The sequence below is a fragment of the Marinobacter sp. BW6 genome, from assembly GCF_008107725.1.
In the GTDB taxonomy this organism is placed as follows: Bacteria; Pseudomonadota; Gammaproteobacteria; order Pseudomonadales; family Oleiphilaceae; genus Marinobacter.
This window is the reverse complement of sequence record NZ_VIRN01000037.1, coordinates 74270-95469: the sequence shown is the minus strand read 5'-3', so window position 1 is coordinate 95469 and position 21200 is coordinate 74270. Positions and strand designations below refer to the sequence as shown.

Genomic DNA, 21200 nt, shown 5'->3' with positions numbered 1-21200 from the left:
GTCTCATCGGGAGACAGGCTGGATATTGATTAAACAATAGACACTGAGTTTTGGTTTTGCAACGCCGTCAGTGCTATACGTTCGACCGCTAACGCAGTGATTTAACATTCTTACTTGGCGAATCAGGCCAGTTTATTTGGTTTTCAACTCGTACATATCAGTACGGCGATCTTTCAGATTAGTGACAGACCCCTCGTTGCGAACCAACTTCAATTTCTCCAGATCCATATCGGAGAACATGATCATCTCCGTATTGGGCGTTGTTTCGGCCATCACTGCATCGTGCGGGAAGGCGAAATCCGACGGCGAGAATACGGACGATTGGGCATACTGGACGTCCAGGTTCTCGACTTTCGGCAGGTTGCCGACACTGCCGGTGATTACGACATAGCATTCGTTTTCGATTGCCCGGGCCTGGGCACACTGGCGAACTCGCAGGTAGCCGTTCTTCGTATCTGTCCAGAAGGGCACCATGATGATATCGACCTCGTGGCTGGCAGCCATTCGGCCCAACTCCGGGAACTCAATGTCATAGCAGATCATGATGGCCACCCGGCCGGCATCGGTTTCAAAGACCTCGAACTGGCTGCCGCCCTCAATGACCCAATCGCGGCGTTCGTGGGGCGTTATGTGGACTTTGCGCTGCTCATCGACACGCCCATCCCGATGGCACAGATACGAGACGTTGTACACCCGGTCGTTCTCGATCAACGGCATGGAGCCTGTAATAATGTTTATGTTGTAACTCACCGCCATTTCAGACATTTCTTCCCGGAATTGCTGGGTAAAGCCAGCCAGGAATCGAATGGCCCGAGTCTGATCCATCTGGTCGGTCAGACCCATAAGTGGCGCGTTGAAAAATTCCGGAAAGATCGCAAAGTCACTTTTGTAATCAGACAATGCATCTACGAAATATTCCACCTGCTCCAGTACTTCCTCAACCGAGGTGAATTCACGCATTTGCCATTGTACGGCGCCGAGCCTTACCTGCGTCTTCTTGACGCTCAGAACCGGGGAGGGTGGCGTGTAAAGAATGTTCCGCCATTCCAATAGCGTGGCGTACCCCTGGGATTTTTCGTCCTCCGGAAGGTATTTATGCATCAGCCGGGTGACCTGGAAGTCGTTCGAGAGCTGGAAGCTCAGAATGGGGTCGTAGATTTCCTTCCGGTCTACCCGCTGAATGTACTCCTCCGGGGAATATTGTTCGGCGTACTTGAAGTAGCTTGGTATGCGCCCGCCGGCGAGAATGGCCCGCAGATTCATGGAGCGGCAGAGTTCCTTTCGGGCTTCGTAGAGTCGACGACCCAGGCGGTAACCCCGATAGTCGGGGTGAATGAAGACATCCAGACCATAAAGAGAGTCGCCATTGGCGTTGTGCCAGATCTTCTCGTTCCTGAGGATAAGATCGTCGTAAGTGTGCGGGTTGCTGAAGCGCTCGTACTTCACACAGACGGTAAGCGCGACCGCAATGAGCTGGCCACTTTCCTCAATGCAGATCTGACCGTCAGGGAACTGTTCCACCAATGCCTTGATGGTGTCTTTGGGCCAGGCGCCTCCGATGTCGTCGTAGACGCGATCCATCAGTTCCTGAAGCTGTTCGTAATCTTCAAGCTTCAGGTTCCGGAGGTTGAGATGAAGTTCTTCATGGGCCATTCAGTTCGGCTCCCGTTCGTTATGGAGTGAGGACACGCTCAACGTTTGCGTTAATAGTGTCAAAGTTTAACAGAAGCCGCTAAAGACTTCGCATCGCGGGCCGGCACATAAAATTGATAAGGCTATCACCTCGATCAACCAGATGACGTCCCAGATTGCGACTGCCTCAGAGGAGCAGACGTCAGTGACTGAAGAGGTCGAGGCGCCGGCGCAGGTTTTCGAGTGTGCTGCGCCCTACATAGCGCGATTCCTCGCTCAGGAAAGGATTTTCTAGAGCGATTACCTGACGCCTGTTGAGGTTGAGCTCCTTGACTGCGCGGGCGTAATAGCGCTTGAGGAACTCGCTGAAACTGCCATCGAGGATTGCGCGCTCAATCCCCAGTTGCAAGCGATGAGCAGTCTCGTGATCCTTCGGGCCGACAAAAAGATAGGAGGGCATGGGGTAGGCGATCAGCAAATTGGGCTCGATCACCAGGTTTGGGTCCTGTTCCATTTCCAGGTCGTAGAGCACCTCGCTCACGCCCCGGGCAAAACAATCAAAGCGTTCGTTGCGCAGCATCCCAAACAGTATTTCGTATCGAGAGTGGGTAACCACCGGAATGCCGTTGGCTTCGAGCACCGGTGTGTCTGGCCAATGCGAGCCCTGGCCGATGCGGATTTTACGGGCGCGAAGATCCTCCAGATTCTCAATGTCGGCAAACCTGGGCAAGGATTCCGGCTGAACGACACATACCCGAAAGCCCAGGAGGCCGCCGTCAACCGGGAACGGGATTGCGGTCAGGAAATCCTCACGCTCTGCCGACGTGGCTACATTGGCAATATCAACCAGACGGGACTGACCATCGGCCAGTTCGCGAAGCACCCGCCCCTGGCTCAGTTCCTCACTTCGGATGATCCGGAACTCGCCGTACTCCGGGGTTTTCTGCAAGGCCAACTCGACCAGAGCGCGGACAGCAGGGCTGTCGTAGTTCCGGTACCAAAGCACATATTCCTGACGGGTAGCTTGCGCTACGCCTGTGACTGGTGTTTTAGCCGACAGAGGCGCTATAAAGAGGCAGAGACTCAGAACCGATAGGCGAAGCACCAGCTTCCGGAGGCGGAAGCATGTCACGAGAACGGGCAGATAACATTCCAAATCAGAGATCCTTTCTTCATCTTGGAAACGCTGGCCAAGTAACCGTCTTGATTCACATGGGCATCCCTCACTTTAGAACACAAACTCAAAAATAAATCGGACCATGTCCAAAAAAATTGTAAAAGATTCTTGCGACCACAGCATACCGTTGTAATCATCTGCTCCGACGAAACAACGGAGCATGGAAATGGCAATTATCGATAACCTAATCGGCGCCACTGGCCAGTGGGTGGCCAGCGCAGACCCGAAGGCCACATTGGCCAGCCCGCTGGCCTGGCTCAAGAAAACCGGCGGATATGCAGCGGTGAACAAGATCATCGGCCTTTCCATTCCCTTTGCACCGCGGAACAACTTCAGCGTTGAAGAGGTGAGACCAGGCTATGTACGGGCAAAAATCCGCCTGAAAGGCAACAAAAACCACTTCGGCAGCCTCTACGCGGGCGCCTATTTCCTGGTGGCTGAAATCCCCGGTGGCGTTTTGACCCTGTTTGACCTGGGCCCCACCTACACTCCTATCCTCAAGGAAATGACCCTGCAGTTCCTGAAGCCGGCCAACAGTGACGTCACCGTGGAATTCACGCTGCCGCCAGAAACCGTAGCAGGCATTCTTGCAGACGCCGACGAAACCGGCCGGGCCAAATTCACCCTGGAAGGAACGCTGAAGGACGAGGAGGGCAACCAGGTGGCTACCTCTATCGCTCACTATCGGGTGCGCAAGAAGGGCTTCAAGGCAGAGGCCTGAGGATCAGGCGTGGTCAAGGCTGGCTATGGTCTGCAGGAAGATCTCGCCATATTTTTCCAGTTTGGCGGCACCCACGCCGCTGACTTCTGCCAGCTCTTCCAGTGTGCGCGGCTTGCGCTCAAGCATGCCGAACAGGGTCGTGTCATGAAAAATGACGTAGGGAGGTACGCCCTGTTTGTCTGCCAGCTCCTTGCGACAGGCCCTAAGGGCTTCCCAGCCAGCCTGGTCGGTAATCTGGTCTTTGACCGAGGTGCTGGAGTTGCCTCCAGAGGCCCGGCCCGCCGTTTTCTTGGCCACCGGATCCTTGCGCAGCTCAATAGTCTGCCGACCTTTTAACAGTGGCCGGCACTGTTCCGTCAATTGGAGCGCGCCATATCCCTCCGGATCTGCGCGAAGGTAGCCGTTGGCCACCAGTTGGCGGAAGACGGATTTCCATTCGTTAGCGCTGAGTTCTGTGCCTATACCGTAAGTTGAAACCTGGTGATGACCGGATTGCAAAATACGCTCGTTTTCAGAGCCCCTGAGCACGTCAATCAGGTAGGTTACGCCAAAACGCTGGCCAGTACGGAATACACAGGACAACGCTTTCTGCACAGCCACAGTCCCATCCCAGGTTTCGGGCGGGTTGAGGCAGGTGTCGCAGTTGCCGCAGGGAGCCTCGAGCTCGTCTCCGAAATAGCGCAGTAACACCTGACGGCGGCAACTGGTGACCTCACAGAGTCCCAGCATGGCGTCCAGCTTCTGGCGTTCAACCCGTTTGAATTGGTCGTTGCCCTGAGAGCTCTCAAGCATTTGCCGAAGTTTGATCACATCCTGCAGGCCATACACCATCCAGGCGGTCGACGGCTTGCCGTCCCGTCCTGCCCGGCCGGTTTCCTGGTAGTAGGCTTCAAGACTCTTGGGCAGGTCCAGATGAGCGACAAAACGCACATCGGGTTTATCGATACCCATCCCGAAGGCGATGGTGGCGACAATAATAACTCCGTCTTCACGCAGAAAGCGCTCCTGGTGATGTGCCCGTTGTTCCGCGGAAAGACCGGCATGGTAGGGCAGAGCGGTATAGCCTTTCTGGGCCAGGGTTTTCGCGGTAGCGTCCACCTTGTTGCGGGACAGGCAGTAAACGATGCCGCAGTCACCGTCATGCTCGGCTTTAATAAAGTCCAGTAACTGCTTGTTTGCATTTATTTTTGGTGCAATTCGGTATTGAATGTTCGGGCGGTCAAATCCACTGACGAAGTGTCGTGCTTCGGTCAGCGACAGCCGTTCAGCAATCTCCTTTCGGGTTCGCTCATCGGCTGTTGCCGTCAAGGCAATGCGCGGGACGCCGGGAAACTGCTCTGCCAGCATGCTGAGCTGGAGGTAATCGGAGCGGAAATCGTGACCCCACTGTGACACACAATGGGCTTCGTCAATGGCGAACAGCGAGATGGAGGCATCATGGAGCAATTCGATGGTGCGCGGCTGTATCAGGCGCTCCGGCGCGCAATACAGAAGGTCCAGTTCGCCGGTCATCAGTGCGTACTCGGTGGCCCGGGCCTGCTCGAAATCCATGGTGGAATTGAGGAACGCAGCCCTTACCCCGAGTTCTTTCAGTGCCGCAACCTGGTCCTGCATCAAAGCAATAAGGGGCGATATAACAATCGCCGTGCCCGAACGGACCAGTGCCGGCACCTGATAACAGAGGGATTTACCCCCGCCAGTAGGCATGAGCACCAGCGCATCGCGGCCTTCCGATACTTCCCGGATGATGTCACCCTGCAGCGGCCGGAAAGATTCATAACCGAAGACTTCGTGCAGCACCTGTTCCGGATCACGTCCCGAGGTGGTGGGGCGCTCGGTGGAAAGCTGTTCGAAATCCTGATCAAGATACATAGAATAACCGGTTCATCGGCGTGGAGCCGCTGTATTTGGACGGGTGAATTGCCGGGTTCGGCGCGGTTGCCAATGATACCAGATTAACCCTGACGGTTGGCCAGCAAACCCATGTGCCGGATGGAGGCAAAGCAGTGGAAGAAACGCTACAATACCGCGTTTTTGAACCACCATTTCACGCCATATTGTGACAGACACTGATAACAACAGGGCTTCCATGCAGGAATTTGATGCCATCCGTCCGTATTCGGACGAAGAAACCGGCGCTGCCATTAACCGCCTGGTCAACGATCAGGAATTTCTGGATATGGTCGGTCGCTTCAAGTCTCCGACGCTGGCACGCTGGGCACCGGCCATGCTGCGTGTATTTACTCGTCGGTGGCTCAGCAGTCATTTTGGCCACTTCACCCGAGTTGATGATCTCCAGGCCGGGCTTTCTGGCTACGTGGGTGAACTGGTCGATAGCACCACCACACGAGTGACTTCCAGCGGGCTTGAAAACCTCGACAAGCAAGGCGCTTACCTGTTTATCTCGAACCATCGGGACATTGTTTTCGATCCCATGGTAGTGAACTACCTTCTGTTCCAGAACGGATTCCACACCACCCGGATTGCTATCGGCGACAATCTGCTTGCGAACCGGGTGTTTGCCGAAATGATGCGGTTAAACAAAAGCTTTGTGGTACGCCGGAGCATGACCAGCCCACGCGAGATGCGTGATGCCTACATCACGCTCTCCGGCTTCATCAACCACAGCATTGACACCAATCACAGCATCTGGATTGCCCAACGTGAAGGTCGCGCGAAAGACGGCCTTGATTTCACCGATCCGGCCATTATCAAGATGTTCTACATGAGCCGTAAAAAAAGCGGGCTCAGTTTCGGCGAAGCCATGAACCGGTTGCACGTTGTGCCGGTCTCTATAGCCTATGAATACGATCCCTGTGATGCTGACAAGGCTCTGGAACTGGAAACCCGGGCCAGAACCGGTCAATACGTCAAGCGGGAGGGCGAGGACACCGAACAAATCATGAAGGGACTGACCGGTTTCAAGGGCCATGTGCATGTGCACTTTGGTGCCCCAATTCATGATTCACCGGACAACCCGAAAGACCTGGCAGGCCGTATAGATCGGGAAATGCATGCGAACTATCACCTGCATGCCTCAAACCTGGTGGCTTACCAGCAACGTGGACTTCATCCCCAGGCCCACGATACACCGGATACTGTCAGCGATTCGGTGGTCACCGCCGAAACCTGGTCACCGGCGGAGATGGAAGCTGCCGGGGCCGAGATGGAGAGGCGTCTTGAAGCCTGCGATCCGGCCATCCGGCCTTATCTGCTGGATATGTACGCCAATCCAGTGGTCACCGCGCTTGAGGCCAACGCTGAGACAACCGATCTTTCCGAGTAAGCCGGCACCCAATTTTCAGACGAGAGGTAAACCGTGCAGGATCTTCAGTACATCGAAATTGAAACCGGAGAAAACCCGACCGCAGCCGTTATCTGGCTTCACGGACTTGGTGCCAGCGGCCACGACTTCGAACCGGTGGTTCCGGAACTGGGCCTTCCGGATGATGCCGCGGTTCGCTTCATTTTCCCCCATGCACCCAACCTGCCTGTCACCATTAACGGCGGGATGTCCATGCCAGCATGGTACGACATCAAGGCGATGGACATCGACCGCGTGGTGGATACCGAACAGTTACGAGCCTCTGCCGATGCGGTGGCCAAACTGGTGGAGTATGAAAAAGAAAAGGGCATTCCGGCGGAGCGGATCATCATCGCCGGATTTTCCCAGGGCGGGGCGGTTGCCTACGAGCTGGGGCTCAGCTATCCGGAACGGTTGGGTGGTGTTCTTGCACTTTCAACCTACTTCGCAACCGCAGACACCGTTGAGCGCTCCTCGGCGAACGCCGATGTGCCCATCAGCGTGTATCACGGAACGTTCGACCCAATGGTCCCGGAATCACTGGGCGTACGCAGCGTCGAGTCACTGAAAGAGATGGGCTATGACCCTTCTTACCAGACCTTCCCCATGGAACACAGCGTGTGCCTTGAAGAAATACAGGATATCGGCCGATTCATTCGCCGGCACCTGCTGTGAGGTACGACCATGCTCTGGATTAAACCCAGAGCATGGCGCCCATTTCGAGTGGATGGCTCAGCGACTCGTGATACGGATACATCCGCAGCGTGAGGGTCTGCAAGCCAGGATAGGGTGGCTGCACACGCGTGGCGAATACGGTTCGGCCCTCAGACTCACTGTCTTTCTCAAGGAAAAAGCTGTCAGGCCCGGAACTGTTGTGGGTTCCGACACATTCAGGGCTGACCAGGCATTCGACCCGAACATCCTCCGCTGACAAGCCATTGAGTGCTGCCTCTACCCGAAGTTCCACGGCACCGTCATGGGGACACGAGGACTCCACGCAGCCAACTACCCGCAGGTCAACGCCTGGCCAGGCATGCCTTACCCTTGCTTTCCAGTCTGCCAGCCCGATCGCAACCTGACCGTCATCGGCCATCAGAAGCGCACCCTGGCTTGAAGCAGGCTGGTAATAATTATTCACGTAGTCCATCACCATTCGCTGGGCGTTGAAGCGTGGCGTTATGGATTTCATCGAAGCCTTGGAACGTTCGACCCAGCCCTTCGAGAACCCTTGGGATGCTCGATCATAATACAGGGGCACCACCTCGAACTCGATGAGATCAATCAGGTCCCGGGCTTCTTCTTCGTTGCGGAACTCCGGGTCCAGCTCGGTATCCCTTGGCGGTATTCCCCAGCCATTATTACCGTCGTAGCCTTCTCCCCACCAGCCATCAAGTACGCTGAGATTCAGGGCACCGTTCAGAGCGGCTTTCTCACCAGAGGTACCACTGGCTTCCTTGGGGTATTCCGGGGTGTTGAGCCACACGTCTACGCCACTGAGTAGCCGGCGAGCCATGGCCTGGTCGTAGTCCTCCAACAGGATCAGGTGCCCCATCAATGAGGGATGCATAGAGAGATCGTGGATAACTTTGATCAGCTGCTGCCCGGGTTTGTCCTTGGGGTGGGCCTTGCCGGCGAAAACCAGAACCACGGGGCGGTCCGCGTCGGTCAGAATCCGCTCCAGCCGCTCAAGATCCGAAAAGATCAGCGTTGCGCGCTTATAGGTGGCGAACCGTCTGGCAAAACCGATGACCAGAGTGTCTTTTTCTGAGGAGATCAACTGACGAGTCATTCGGTCTGTCACGGAATGGCCGGTGCCATTGCGCTTATGTTGGCGTTTCAGACGCTGGACAATGTACTCGCCCATTTGCTGCTTCAGTGCTTTGTGAACGCTCCAATAGTGATAATCCGGGACCTGGTCGATAAATTCCCAGAACTCCGGATTTTTGAGCTCGCTTTGCCAGGTGGGCGCCTGGATATCGAAGAGGCTGGACCATTCTGGCGCCAGGAAAGTGGGCACGTGTACACCATTGGTGATGTATCCAATAGGATTTTCCGCTGCCGGCACCTGGGGCCAGATGTCGCCTTCCATAAGGGAAGCAACGCCACCATGAATACGACTGACGCCGTTGTGGAATCGGGAACCACGCAGGCCAAGACTGGTCATGTTGAAGCTGTCGCCGCCGTCCTTCGCCCCCAGCGCAAAGACCTGCTCGAAATCCAGTGCCGCCTCTTCGAGGTAGCGCCCAAGCGCGTGGTGAACCAGAGCCCTTGGGAAGATGTCGTGTCCGGCTGGTACCGGTGTGTGCGTCGTAAACAGGGTGGCGCTGGCAACCGCTTCGAGAGCCGCTTCGAAACTCATGCCCATCGCCATGGTGTGTCGGCAGCGTTCGAGAATCTGAAACGCAGCATGGCCCTCATTAATGTGCCAGACCGTCGGCTTCAGGTTCAATGCAGCCAGAATCCGGGTTCCACCTATGCCAAGCAGCATTTCCTGGCTGATGCGAGTAGATTCATCGCCACCATACAACTGCAGCGTCAGGTCCTGGTCTTCGGGGCTGTTCTCCCCGGTATTGCTGTCCAGCAGGTACAAGCGGATATGGCCAACCCGCGCCTCCCAAACCCGTGCCACCACATCACGACCAGGGAAGGGAACAGAAACCTTGAGCACCTGACCGTCGATTTCGACCGGTGTGATTGGCAGCTCATCACTGGAATGGGACTGATAGCGCGCAATCTGATGACCATGGGCATCAATACTCTGTATAAAGTAGCCCTGCCGGTACAACAGGCCGACGGCCACAAAGGGAAGGGCGAGATCACTGGCGGCTTTGCAGTGATCCCCGGCCAGAATGCCCAGACCGCCAGAATAGATGGGAAAACTCTCGTGGAAGCCGAATTCGGCGCAGAAATAGGCTACCAGGGCCTGTTCAGGGTCCAGTTTTTCCGTGACTTCCGGCCCGGGGCCGGCCTCCAGGTACGCATCGTAGCTGCTCAGCACTCGGCGATACTCGGCCAGAAATGCCCGGTCTTCGGAGGCCTCGTCGAGCTGATCCTGGGCCACTCGCCGGAGGAAAAGCTTCGGATTGTGCTCTACTTTCTGCCAGAGGCCGAGGTCAATCCGGGCAAACAGGCTACGCACCCCATGGTCCCAGCTATAAAAAAGATCGTTGGCAAGCTCCTCCAATCGTTCCAGGGGTTCTGGAATCAGGGGGTGGGCCTCAAGTCGGAATTCCGTTGCTTTATGCATGTTGGTTGCTTCCAGGCGGGCAAACGCTCGCGCTAATCCAGCTGTTGTTGATCACGTTCTTTGAGAATGGTCTGATACAGATCGCCATAGGTACGAGCCCGCTGCTTCCAGGAATAGTCGATTGCCATTCCGTTTGACTGCAACCGTCGCCATTGTTTGCGGTTTTTGAAAACCTGCAGCGCCCGGTTCACGGCGGCCAGCAGCGACTCAGCGTTGGCACCCGTAAAAGTGAATCCGTTCGCCTTGTCGATTCCGGCGTCCTGCGGGTCCTGCACGGTATCGGCCAGACCGCCAACACGGTGTACTACTGGAATCGTGCCGTACCTGAGGCTGTACATCTGGTTGAGCCCGCAGGGCTCGAATCTCGAGGGCATCAGGAACAGATCACAGCCGGCAGTGATTCGATGGGAGAGGCCCTCGTTATAACCCAGTGTGAGCGACATTCGTCCTGGCCATTGCCGCGCAAGTTGTTTCAGAGGCTCTTCGTAGCGCGCTTCCCCGGATCCGAGAATGACAAACTGGCAACCCTGTTCCAGCAAATCCGGCATCACGGTCACCAGCCAGTCCACGCCTTTCTGCTCCACCAGTCGACCGATAAAGCCCAGTACTGGGCCGCCGTTTACCTCCAGCCCCAGCTCCTGCTGCAGACTGGCCTGGCTCTGGGTCTTGTTCTTGAGATGATCCCGGCCATAGTGGAAGGGTAGCTCCGGATCTTCCTCAGGGTTCCAGACCCGGGTATCGATGCCATTCAGGATGCCGGTCAATGCGTCTTGCCGATGCCTGAGCAGGCCATCAAGACCATTCCCGAACTCAGGCGTCTGGATCTCCCGAGCGTAGCCCGGGCTTACAGTGGTTATCCGGTCACTGAATACCAGGCCGCCCTTGATAAACGACAGCTGGCCGTAGAATTCCAGCTGCTCCAGGCGCCAGAGTGAGTCAGGCAGGCCCAGAGCCCGGAAGGTCTCATGGGAAAAAAGGCCCTGGTAGGCGAGATTATGAATGGTAAAGACTGTGCCGGGTCTGTCTTGGTAGGCTTCCAGGAACACCGGTATCAGTCCGGTCTGCCAATCATTGCAGTGCACCACATCCGGCTTCCAGGTCAGCCCGGCTTCACCCATGGCGATCATGGCGCCCACTTTTCCCAACAACTCAAACCGATGGGCATTGTCCCACCAGTCCTTACCGTCTTCGTTCTTGTAGGGGTTGCCAGGGCGATCAAACAAAGGCGGGCAATCCACCAACCAGAGCGTGACTGCGGTGCCCGGCAATCTTGTCTGCCAGAGGCTGACATTGTATTGCCCCACCTGGAACCGGGCTTTCCTGCGGGAACCAGCCTTGCGAGCCGCCTTCAGGGCATCCGGGTACCCCGGGAGGAGGATCTGGGTATCGTATTCCAGGCGGCACAGAGCTTCCGGAAGACTGGCGGAAACATCAGCCAGACCGCCGGTTTTCACCAGTGGATAAACCTCACTGGTGGCAAAAAGAACCCGGATCATAACTCCGGCCTCAGGATAATTGCTCCCAAGGGCGGCAAGGTCAGCTCCAGAGACCAGTCACGGTTCATCCAGGGCTGCTGGTCCGCAGGCATAGAGTAGGGATTACCGAGGTTGCTGCCTCCGTAGTACGCCGAATCTGAATTGAAAATTTCACGCCAGTCCCCACCCTGGGGTAGCCCGATCCGATAGTGGTGCCTGGGCATGGGGGTAAAATTGACCACAATAACCGACGTCTCTCCCTTGGCCGTGCGCAGGAAGCTGATCACGGACTGGGGGGAATCATGACAATCGATCCATTCGAAACCATCCGGAGCGAAGCTGGCACCGTGCAGCGAAACTTCCCGCCGGTAGACGCCGTTCAGATCCTGGACCAATTTTTTGATTCCCTGGTGCTCGGGATACGCCAACAGGGTCCAATCCAGCTCCCGGGATTCGCTCCATTCCTGACGCTGGCCAAATTCACCACCCATAAAGAGCAGTTTGGCGCCGGGGTAACTGAACATATAGGTGAATAGCACCCTTAGCGAAGCCCGCTGCTGCCATTCGTCGCCGGACATCTTATTGATCAGGCTGCCTTTGCCATGAACCACCTCGTCGTGGGACAGCGGCAGCAGGAAATTCTCCGAGAAGGCATAAATCAGCCCGAAGGTCAGCTTCTCGTGGTGATACTGGCGATACACCGGATCCTGCGTCAGATAATCCAGGGTGTCGTGCATCCAGCCCATATTCCATTTCAGGTTGAACCCCAGACCGCCAATTTCCGGTGGCCGGGTCACACGCGGCCATGACGTGGATTCTTCCGCACAAACCAGCGTTCCCGGAAATCGGCTCTGGCAGACCCGATTCAGTTCCCGGAGAAACTCGATGGCTTCCAGATTTTCGTGGCCACCGTGTTCGTTAGGTAACCACTCGCCTTCCTTGCGGGAATAGTTGAGATAAAGCATGGACGCCACGGCATCTACCCGCAGTCCATCGATATGGAAGGCATCCAGCCAGAACAGGGCGCTGCCGATCAGAAAGTTACGTACCTCGTGTCGGCCGTAATTGTAGATCAGAGTGCCCCAGTCCTGATGGCGCCCCTTCCGAGGATCTTCATGCTCATAAAGTGCGCTGCCATCAAACCGGGCGAGGGCGTGTTCATCGGTGGGGAAGTGCCCCGGCACCCAGTCCAGGATCACGCCAATATTGTGCCGGTGGCACTGGTCTACCAGGTAGCGGAGATCGTCCGGTTTGCCGAAACGACTGGTCGGAGCATAGTAGCCAGTGGTCTGGTACCCCCAGGATTCATCCAGGGGGTGTTCAGTCACCGGTAAAAGCTCTATGTGGGTGAAGCCCATTTCCAACACATAGGGAATCAGTTGGTCCGCGAGTTCGCGATAGGTCAGCCATCTGCCAGATCCGTGATGGCGCCAAGAGGCGGCATGAATTTCGTAGATTGAGATGGGGGAATCCTGCCAGTTCCAGCTGCCGCGCCGGGCGAGCCAGTCGCCATCGCCCCAGCCAAAGTGGCCGCGCTCAGTCACCACGGCGGCGGTAGAGGGCCTTAATTCGAAAGCCTGTCCGTAGGGATCGGTTTTTAGCAGCCGGTGGCCTTTCTCCGTGGTGATGGCAAATTTGTATAGGGTGCCAGTGCCAATTCGCGGAATAAAGCTGGACCAGACACCGGTTCCTTCGTGCAAATCCATTGGGTGGGAGCCGGGATTCCATTGGTTGAAATCCCCGATAACGCTGACGGATTTCGCGTGAGGCGCCCAGACAGCGAATCGCACCCCCTCCACACCTTGGCTCTTGCAGGCGTGGGCGCCCAGCACATTGTAGATGTGCCAGTGCCGGCCTTCGGCAAAGAGATGGAGGTCGAATTCACTGAGCGTTGGGCTGTCCATAGACCGTGCTGTTCCTGACCAGGTGGAGCGCATTGTGCGTCCGTTCATTGGACGCGAAAGGTGCTGTTTAAAAAATGACCCAAAACAAGTTTACGTCATAATTCCGTGCTAGTGTTCTAATATAGTTCAAAGCGTAAAAACCGTGGCAAACCCTTGCGGTTAAACGACCGGTCACAGGGAAGGTTTTCTTCAGGGAAGCAGCTATGCAAACGGCCCAGCGTTTCGTCAGTCGTCTCACTCGTCAGACTCTCGCACTGGTTCTTGCGGGAGGGCGGGGCTCCCGCCTCTACGATCTCACCAAGTGGCGCGCCAAGCCGGCGGTACCCTTTGGCGGCAAGTTCCGGATCATCGATTTTCCACTTTCGAACTGCATCAACTCTGGCATCGGACAGGTTGGGGTGATCACCCAATACAAATCCCATTCCCTGATCCGCCATATCCAGCGGGGCTGGGGGTTTCTTCGGGGGGAGCTGGATGAATTTGTGGAGCTTTTACCCGCGCAACAGCGCATCGAAACCTCCTGGTATGAAGGAACGGCCGATGCCGTGCTTCAGAATCTCGACATCATACGCAGCCACCGTCCGGAGTATGTGCTGATTCTGGCAGGGGACCACGTCTACAAGATGGACTACGGCACCATGCTCGCTCATCACGTTGAGAATGATGCCGACATCACGGTGGGGTGTATCGAAGTACCCATTGATGAAGCCTCCGCATTCGGTGTGATGTCTGTGGACGATGAACTCAGAGTCACTGAATTCGTGGAAAAGCCGGAACACCCCAAACCTATGCCCAGACAACCCGGCAAGGCCTTGGCTTCCATGGGTATTTACGTGTTCAGCACCCAGGTGCTTTTTGATGAATTGATGCGCGACCAGAAGATGGAGGGAGAATCTTCCCACGATTTCGGCAAAGACATTATTCCCTCCGTGATCCAACGTCTGAGGGTGGTGGCGTTCCCGTTCCGCGACCCTGTTCAGAACAAGCCGGCCTATTGGCGGGACGTGGGCACCGTAGACGCGCTCTGGCAGGCGAACCTTGAGCTGATTGGCATCAGCCCGGAGCTGAACCTCTATGATTCTCACTGGCCAATATGGACGTACCAGGAGCAGTTGCCACCGGCAAAATTCATATTCGACGACGAAAATCGGCGCGGAATGGCAGTGGATTCCATGGTGGCCGGCGGTTGTATCGTCTCAGGTGCTCTGGTGAAACATTCCCTTCTGTTCTCACAGGTTAAGGTGCATTCCTTCAGTGAAATATCAGATTCGGTCATCTACCCGGATGTCGAGGTTGGCCGTCACTGCCACATACGCAACGCCCTTATCGACCGTGGCTGCCGAATTCCGGAAGGTACGCGGATCGGGTTTGATGATGCCGAAGACCGGAAACGGTTTCATGTATCTCCCAAGGGTGTCGTGCTGATCACGCCGGAGATGCTCGGGCAGGATTATCCCCATGGCCTCTGAACCGAAAACGCCGGTTGTACTTTGCTGGCACATGCACCAGCCGTCCTATCAGGACATGCGCACCGATCAGTTCCTCTTCCCTTGGGTGTATCTGCACACCATCAAGGATTACAGCGATATGGCTGCGCATCTGGAAGCCAATCCTGAAGCCAGGGCAGTGGTCAATTTCGCACCTGTTCTGCTTGAGCAGATTGAGACCTACCTGATCCAGATCGAGCGCTGGCGCCATGGCTCAGGGGAGATTGGTGATCCTCTGCTGGCCGCTTTGGTAACGGAGGAGCTTCCGGAAACCGGGACCCCCGCTTTTCTGGGCCTGATGGAGAAATCCCTGCGGGCCAATCGGGACCGGATCATCAACCGTTATCCTGCCTATGCACGACTGGCTGAGCTGACCGAGGTTTATCGCGGGAAGCCCGAACTGCAGAGGTACATTTCCAGCCGCTTGCTGTCGGACCTTCTGGTCTGGTACCACATTGGCTGGATGGGGGAGACCATCCGCCGAAAAAGCCACTGCATTCAGAGCCTTCAGGAGAAAGGCCATAACTTCTCGATGGATGACCGTCGAGCACTGCTGGATGTCATCTTTGATGTTTTGTCGGGCATTGGTCCCAGGTACCGGCACCTGGCCCAGAAAGGCCAGGTTGAGCTCTCTGTCAGCCCCTATACTCATGCCATGCTGCCTCTGCTGATTGATCTGGCGTCTGCCCGCGAGGCCATGCCTGACATTGCCCTGCCGTTACATAGTCATTATCCAGGTGGTGAAGACCGCGCTGGCTGGCAACTCCAGCAGGCAAGAGCGGTGTTCCAACGCTTCTTCGGCATTGATCCGTCCGGCTGCTGGGCCTCCGAGGGCGGTCTCAGCCAGGCCACCCTCGGCTTGCTGGGTGACCATCAATTCCGATGGACGGCCAGCGGGGATTCCGTAGTGCACAACAGCCTTAACCGCGCCAGGGAAGAAAACCCGGATTTGCCGGATGCCGGTATCCATCAGCCCTATATCTTTGGCGACTCGTCCACGGCTGTATTCTTCCGGGATGACGGCTTGTCTGACCTTATCGGCTTTACCTACGCAGACTGGCACGCCAAGGATGCTGTTGGCGATCTGGTTCATCATATGGAGAACATTGCCGGGCAAGGGAAAGGCAAAGCGCGGCAGGTGATTTCCGTGATCATGGATGGCGAAAACGCCTGGGAATATTACCCGGAAAACGGCTTTCATTTTCTGAACGAACTTTACCGGGTACTGGCGAACCATCCCAAGCTGACACTGACCACGTACGCGGATCTGGTTGCGCATCCAGTAACTGAACCGGTTCATTTGCCGCATCTGGTGGCTGGTAGCTGGATTTACGGTACTTTCTCCACCTGGATTGGTGATCCGGATAAGAATCGAGCATGGGATCTGCTGTGTGAAGCCAAAACCCATTTCGACCGGGTAATGGATAACGGCAGCCTCAATTCCGAACAAAAAGAGGCCGCCATGCAGCAATTGGCGATCTGTGAAGGGTCTGACTGGTTCTGGTGGTTTGGTGACTATAACCCGGCCCAGATAGTCAGCGACTTCGAGCATCTGTACCGCCGCCACCTGGTAAATCTCTATGAAATGATCGGGTACCCGGCACCGCCTTCGGTATTCCAGCAACTAAGCCAGGGCAGCGGAGAACCCGCCCGTGGCGGAACCATGCGACCAGGGCACGAGGCGGATACATTGGCATGACTTCAACCGGAGCCAACGACCTGTTCAGTGTCAGAAGGGCGGGTGTCCTGCTGCATCCAACCTGCCTCCCGGGCACACTGGGTGTTCTGGGATCCGGCGCGCGCCGCTTCGTTGATTTCCTGGCCGCCAGTGGTATCACCGTGTGGCAGACTCTGCCCATCGGCCCAACACACCGGGATCTTTCTCCCTATCAATCTCTGAGTGCCCACGCAGGCAATCAGGATCTAATCGACCTGTCAGAATTGTTGCAGGTTGGCCTGCTGGCAGATGCGGAGCTGGCTCAACCCATCGCCGAATCCCGTCGCCAGCTTCTGGATATCGCCGCCCAGCGCTTTTTCGACGGGCATCAGCCATCCCAGAGCGGTCTTGATCTGGCGGGTTTCGAGGAGTTCCGGGCCAAAAACGACTACTGGCTGGATGATTTCTGCCTGTTCTGCGCAATCCGCGAGACCCAGGACTCACCGGGTTGGCTCCAGTGGCCAGAGCCGCTGAGAGATCGCGAGCCGGGCGCACTCACGGCATTTATTGACCAGAACCAGGCACGACTGGCTCGCATACGGTTTGAGCAGTTCCTGTTTAATCACCAGTGGCAGGCGTTACGAGACTATGCCAGGGACAAAGGCATTTTACTCTTTGGTGATATTCCTATTTTCGTGGCTCACGACAGCGCCGAAGTCTGGGCCAACCGGCATCTGTTCAAACTTGATGCTCGGGGGGAACCGACGGTCGTTGCCGGCGTTCCCCCCGACTATTTTTCCGCCGAAGGCCAGCACTGGGGCAACCCGCTCTATGACTGGCAGGCCATGGCGCAAGAAGGCTATCAATGGTGGCTGGAACGGCTGGAAAGCCAGCGCCATCTGTTCGACCTGATCCGGTTAGATCACTTTAGGGGACTTCAGGCTTACTGGGAGATACCGGCGGAGGCGCCGCAACCCCGTTACGGCTATTGGGTTCCCGGACCTGCCGACGATTTTCTCAACGCCTGCTTCAAGCGGTTCCCGGATTTGCCACTGGTCGCCGAAAATCTGGGCATTATCGGTGAAGATGTGGAAGAGCTTCGCAAACGGTTCGACCTGCCAGGGATGACGGTGATGCAGTTTGGTTTTGATGGCAGCACGGATAATCCCCACCTGCTGCATAATCACCATCCCCGGGATCTGGTGTACACCGGCACCCACGACAATGACACCACGTTGGGGTGGTATCGGAGCCTGGACGATGGTACCCGGCGCTACGTGAATGATTATCTTGGAACCACCGGTGAAGGTATGCCATGGCCGGTCATTGAAGCTGCGTTCCGGTCGGTATGCTCCCTGGCCGTCGTCCCCATGCAGGATTTCATGGGGCTTGGAACCGAGGCCAGGTTCAACACACCGGGCACCATGACAAATAACTGGATCTGGCAACTGGACTGGAATTTTTCTGAGGAAGACTTGTCGAAAATTATAGCTGAAGCGGTAACGCGACATGGGCGTCGCCCATCCGACTGAACATTTTTTGATCAGCATCAAATAGGCGCTACCCAACTTTCGATATAAAACACAGGCAGTATCAAAAATTGGCGTTATTGATGAGTCACCAGGGAGAGAATACATGGAACACAGACTCAGTAAGCGCGTGCAAGGAAAGCTTGGCCTGTTGGTATACAAACGCGGGATGCCGGTGGCCACCGGACAAATCCGGGATGCTTCCAAACGTGGGTTATTCATCGCCACAGATTACACGGAGGTTCAGTTAAACCAGACGGTAGAACTGGAATTCTGTTTTCCCGACACCGAGGAAAAGCGGTTCCGCCGCCTCAAGGCCCATGTGGTCCGGAAATCAGATTGGGGACTGGGCGTTGATTTTGAAGGAGTTGAGAACGACAGTTTCACCATTTCCTCACTCGTCCACTGGTTCAAAAACCATCCTATGGCTGTCAAGTATCTGCCGGTTCGGCAGCGGCAAGCCCATTGATGGATTCGTGGCGGGTACACGGCCCGCTGATGTCCCGACGAACCTGAGCGGAGCTCCAACTTGACGCTGGCAGCCTACACCCCGCGGTCCTTGCCGGAATCCCTGACTGGACTCTTTCAACTGGCACTGGACCTGCGGTGGACCTGGCACCACGGCACGGACGATCTTTGGCGTGCGCTGGATGCGGATATTTGGGACACCACCCGAAACGCCTGGTTGGTGTTGAACAGCGTGTCTGGCGACAGGTTGGAAGAGCTTGCTGCTGACCCGGATTTTCAGAAACGCTATCGGGAACAGATCTCCGCGCATCAGGAATTCATTGAGGCCGACACCTGGTACTCATCCGATTGCCCGGGGAATCTTGCCGGGGGCATTGCCTATTTCTGCATGGAATATGGACTGAGTGAATCTCTGCCGCTCTACAGTGGCGGACTCGGTGTACTTGCCGGGGACTTCCTCAAGGCATCGAGTGATCTGGGCGTACCAGTGATGGCCGTAGGGCTGCTTTACCAGCAGGGGTATTTTCGCCAGGCGATCAGCACCGATGGCGAACAGCTCGAATTCTACCCCTATAACGACCCGACAATGCTACCGGTCTCTCCCCTCAGGGATGACAACGGCCAGTGGGTGAGGGTGGTTGTTCCATTCCCCGGGCGAAACATGCGCCTGCGTGCCTGGAAGGCCCAGGTGGGCCGCTGTGAGCTGCTACTGCTCGATAGCAACGATCCCCGCAATGAACCTGGCGACCGCGGGATTACCAGTGAGCTTTACACTGGCGACCCCGAAAAGCGACTGCAACAGGAAATGGTGCTCGGGATTGGCGGCTGGCGCCTGCTGGAGGAGTTGGGCCGAAAGCCGGCACTCTGCCATCTCAATGAGGGGCATTGCGCCCTCGCGCTGATCGAGCGCGCCTTCAGTTGGCAGGACCAATACGACAGCGATTTTCAAATTGCCCGTACTGCAACGAGGGCAACCAATCTGTTTACCACACACACCTCGGTGGCCTCCGGCTTCGACCATTTTTCCCGCTCGCTACTGCGCCTGTATCTGACGCCATGGCTTGAAGGACGCGAACTGGATGTCGACCAGCTGATGGTTTTGGGAAGCGAGCGCACCGAAACAGCTGACATCACTCAAAGCCCAAAGCTCAACATGGCCCTGCTGGCGATAAACATGAGCGGACGGTTCAATGGCGTCAGCCGCATCCACCAAAAAGTCACCCAGACTATTTTTCAGCCGTTTTTTCCCCGCTGGCCTGCGGAGGATATTCCCGCGGACTATGTCACCAATGGAATTCACACACCCAGTTGGGACTCACCGGAATCGGACGCTATCTGGACCCGAGCCTGCGGCAAGGATCGGTGGCGTCGTCCACTGCAGAAATCCTGCCCAATGACGGACATTACCGATGATGCCCTTTGGGAAATGAGGCGCCTGCAGAGAACCCGGCTGGTAAGTTACCTGCGCCGACGGCTATCAAGCCAGCATTGCGAGCAGAACCCTGGTTTAAACCATTCTGCCGCCTGCGGGCTGTTACTGGACCATGAAACCCTGACCCTGGGCTTTGCACGGCGTTTTACCGAATACAAACGACCGGACCTTCTGCTCAAGGACCAGGATCGACTGCTCAAACTCCTGGCAAATCGTGATCGCCCCCTTCAGATTGTCCTTGCCGGCAAGGCTCACCCCTATGATCTTCCGGGAAAAGACATTATCCGTCAGTGGAAAGCGTTTTCCCGGCGCCCGGATGTCGAAGGTAAGGTGGTGTTCATTGAAGACTACGACCTGGGTGTGGCCAACCAGTTGATCCAGGGAGTGGATGTCTGGTTGAACTGTCCCCGGCACCCTTGGGAAGCCTGCGGCACCAGTGGCATGAAGGTGCTGGTGAATGGGGGGCTGAACCTGTCCCAGTACGACGGCTGGTGGGCGGAAGCCTGGAACCGGGATGTGGGCTGGGCCATTCGTCCTGGCGCTAGCTTTGATGAACTGAGCGGATCAAACAACCATGACCACGACCTTTCGGACATGACTGAGCTGTTTGATCTGCTGGAAAATGAGGTGATTCCAGGATTCTATGACGTGGACGGCGAGGGCATTCCCCGTAAGTGGGTGCAACGGATGCGATCCAGCATGGACCAGCTGACGGCGGCGTATTCCGCCAATCGGATGGTGCGTGAATATGTCGAACAGTTCTACCTGCCCATGGCCGACAGAGGCAGCCAACGTACCCGGGAAACGTCGCAGGAACTGCTCGAGGAATACAGTTCGATAACGGCGCATTGGTCGCGACTGAGGTTTAACAGCTTCAGCACCAGCGAAGCTCCAGAAGGCCAGACCTTTACAGTGGAAGTTTATCTGGACGGAATCGACGAGCAGCGGGTTGCGGTAGAGCTGGTGGCAGAGCACTCTGGGTATGGACCAAGATCTGTAACCGCCATGGAAATGAAGCGCCCACTTAGTGGTTCTGCACACACCTATCTTTACGAATGTACGGTGCCTTCTCGACCCGAAGGACACTATACCCCCCGGCTTCGCGTGCATGATGATCGACTGAACCTTCCCCTGGAAAATCCCGCCATACTCTGGCTGAAATAATCC

Annotated in this window: 14 protein-coding genes; 8 read left to right on the top strand and 6 right to left on the bottom strand. The window is 56.3% G+C overall.

Going from position 1 to position 21200, the window contains the following annotated elements:
- Window positions 1–132 precede the first annotated feature (132 nt).
- Window positions 133–1653 carry a bifunctional GNAT family N-acetyltransferase/carbon-nitrogen hydrolase family protein gene (locus FMN52_RS01960; protein WP_148607045.1) on the bottom strand — a complete coding sequence of 507 codons (1521 nt, stop codon included), beginning with the start codon at window positions 1651–1653 and terminating at the stop codon, window positions 133–135.
- 181 nt (window positions 1654–1834) lie between these two features.
- The gene (locus FMN52_RS01955) at window positions 1835–2788 is read right to left on the bottom strand and encodes an amino acid ABC transporter substrate-binding protein (protein ID WP_148607044.1); all 954 of its coding nucleotides are present in this window, start codon (window positions 2786–2788) and stop codon (window positions 1835–1837) included.
- A gap of 187 nt (window positions 2789–2975) precedes the next feature.
- On the opposite strand from FMN52_RS01955, the gene FMN52_RS01950 reads away from it, so the two are divergent.
- Window positions 2976–3530 carry a YiiD C-terminal domain-containing protein gene (locus FMN52_RS01950; RefSeq protein ID WP_148607043.1) on the top strand — a complete coding sequence of 185 codons (555 nt, stop codon included), beginning with the start codon at window positions 2976–2978 and terminating at the stop codon, window positions 3528–3530.
- A 3-nt stretch (window positions 3531–3533) separates the two neighbouring features.
- On the opposite strand, the gene recQ is transcribed toward FMN52_RS01950, so the two are convergent.
- Window positions 3534–5402: a DNA helicase RecQ gene (gene recQ / locus FMN52_RS01945; RefSeq protein WP_148607042.1), complete on the bottom strand. Its 1869-nt coding sequence runs from the start codon at window positions 5400–5402 to the stop codon at window positions 3534–3536.
- A gap of 217 nt (window positions 5403–5619) precedes the next feature.
- On the opposite strand from recQ, the gene FMN52_RS01940 reads away from it, so the two are divergent.
- A complete protein-coding gene (locus FMN52_RS01940) occupies window positions 5620–6816 on the top strand; it encodes a 1-acyl-sn-glycerol-3-phosphate acyltransferase (RefSeq protein WP_148607041.1) in 1197 nt (398 codons plus the stop codon).
- A 33-nt stretch (window positions 6817–6849) separates the two neighbouring features.
- Complete coding sequence (locus FMN52_RS01935) at window positions 6850–7509, top strand: alpha/beta fold hydrolase (protein WP_148607040.1); 660 nt, start codon at window positions 6850–6852, stop codon at window positions 7507–7509.
- A 19-nt stretch (window positions 7510–7528) separates the two neighbouring features.
- Here the strand turns inward: FMN52_RS01935 and glgP (FMN52_RS01930) are convergent, their stop codons facing one another.
- From glgP (FMN52_RS01930) to glgB, 3 genes are read right to left on the bottom strand one after another with little or no spacing between them, the layout of a single operon-like run.
- Window positions 7529–10081, bottom strand: a complete 2553-nt coding sequence (glgP, locus tag FMN52_RS01930) for an alpha-glucan family phosphorylase (protein WP_148607039.1) — start codon at window positions 10079–10081, stop codon at window positions 7529–7531.
- Window positions 10082–10113: 32 nt separating this feature from the next.
- Window positions 10114–11577 carry a glycogen synthase GlgA gene (glgA, locus tag FMN52_RS01925; protein WP_148607038.1) on the bottom strand — a complete coding sequence of 488 codons (1464 nt, stop codon included), beginning with the start codon at window positions 11575–11577 and terminating at the stop codon, window positions 10114–10116.
- The gene (glgB, locus tag FMN52_RS01920; RefSeq protein ID WP_148607037.1) at window positions 11574–13460 is read right to left on the bottom strand and encodes a 1,4-alpha-glucan branching protein GlgB; all 1887 of its coding nucleotides are present in this window, start codon (window positions 13458–13460) and stop codon (window positions 11574–11576) included. The genes glgA and glgB overlap by 4 nt, the downstream gene beginning before the upstream one ends.
- Before the next feature lie 203 nt (window positions 13461–13663).
- On the opposite strand from glgB, the gene glgC reads away from it, so the two are divergent.
- The 5 genes from glgC (at window position 13664) to glgP (FMN52_RS01895) (ending at window position 21197) form a co-directional block, all read left to right on the top strand.
- Window positions 13664–14929, top strand: a complete 1266-nt coding sequence (gene glgC / locus FMN52_RS01915; protein WP_148607036.1) for a glucose-1-phosphate adenylyltransferase — start codon at window positions 13664–13666, stop codon at window positions 14927–14929.
- On the top strand, window positions 14919–16646 hold the full coding sequence (locus FMN52_RS01910) for a glycoside hydrolase family 57 protein (RefSeq protein WP_148607035.1): 1728 nt from the start codon (window positions 14919–14921) through the stop codon (window positions 16644–16646). The genes glgC and FMN52_RS01910 overlap by 11 nt, the downstream gene beginning before the upstream one ends.
- Window positions 16643–18136 (top strand): 4-alpha-glucanotransferase, encoded by a 1494-nt coding sequence (gene malQ, locus FMN52_RS01905; protein WP_148607034.1) that lies wholly within the window; start codon window positions 16643–16645, stop codon window positions 18134–18136. Before FMN52_RS01910 ends, malQ begins: the two co-directional genes overlap by 4 nt.
- A gap of 103 nt (window positions 18137–18239) precedes the next feature.
- Window positions 18240–18602 (top strand): PilZ domain-containing protein, encoded by a 363-nt coding sequence (locus FMN52_RS01900; protein ID WP_148607033.1) that lies wholly within the window; start codon window positions 18240–18242, stop codon window positions 18600–18602.
- 60 nt (window positions 18603–18662) lie between these two features.
- Entirely contained in the window at window positions 18663–21197 is a 2535-nt protein-coding gene (gene glgP / locus FMN52_RS01895) for an alpha-glucan family phosphorylase (RefSeq protein WP_148607032.1), read from the top strand.
- Window positions 21198–21200: the final 3 nt, after the last annotated feature.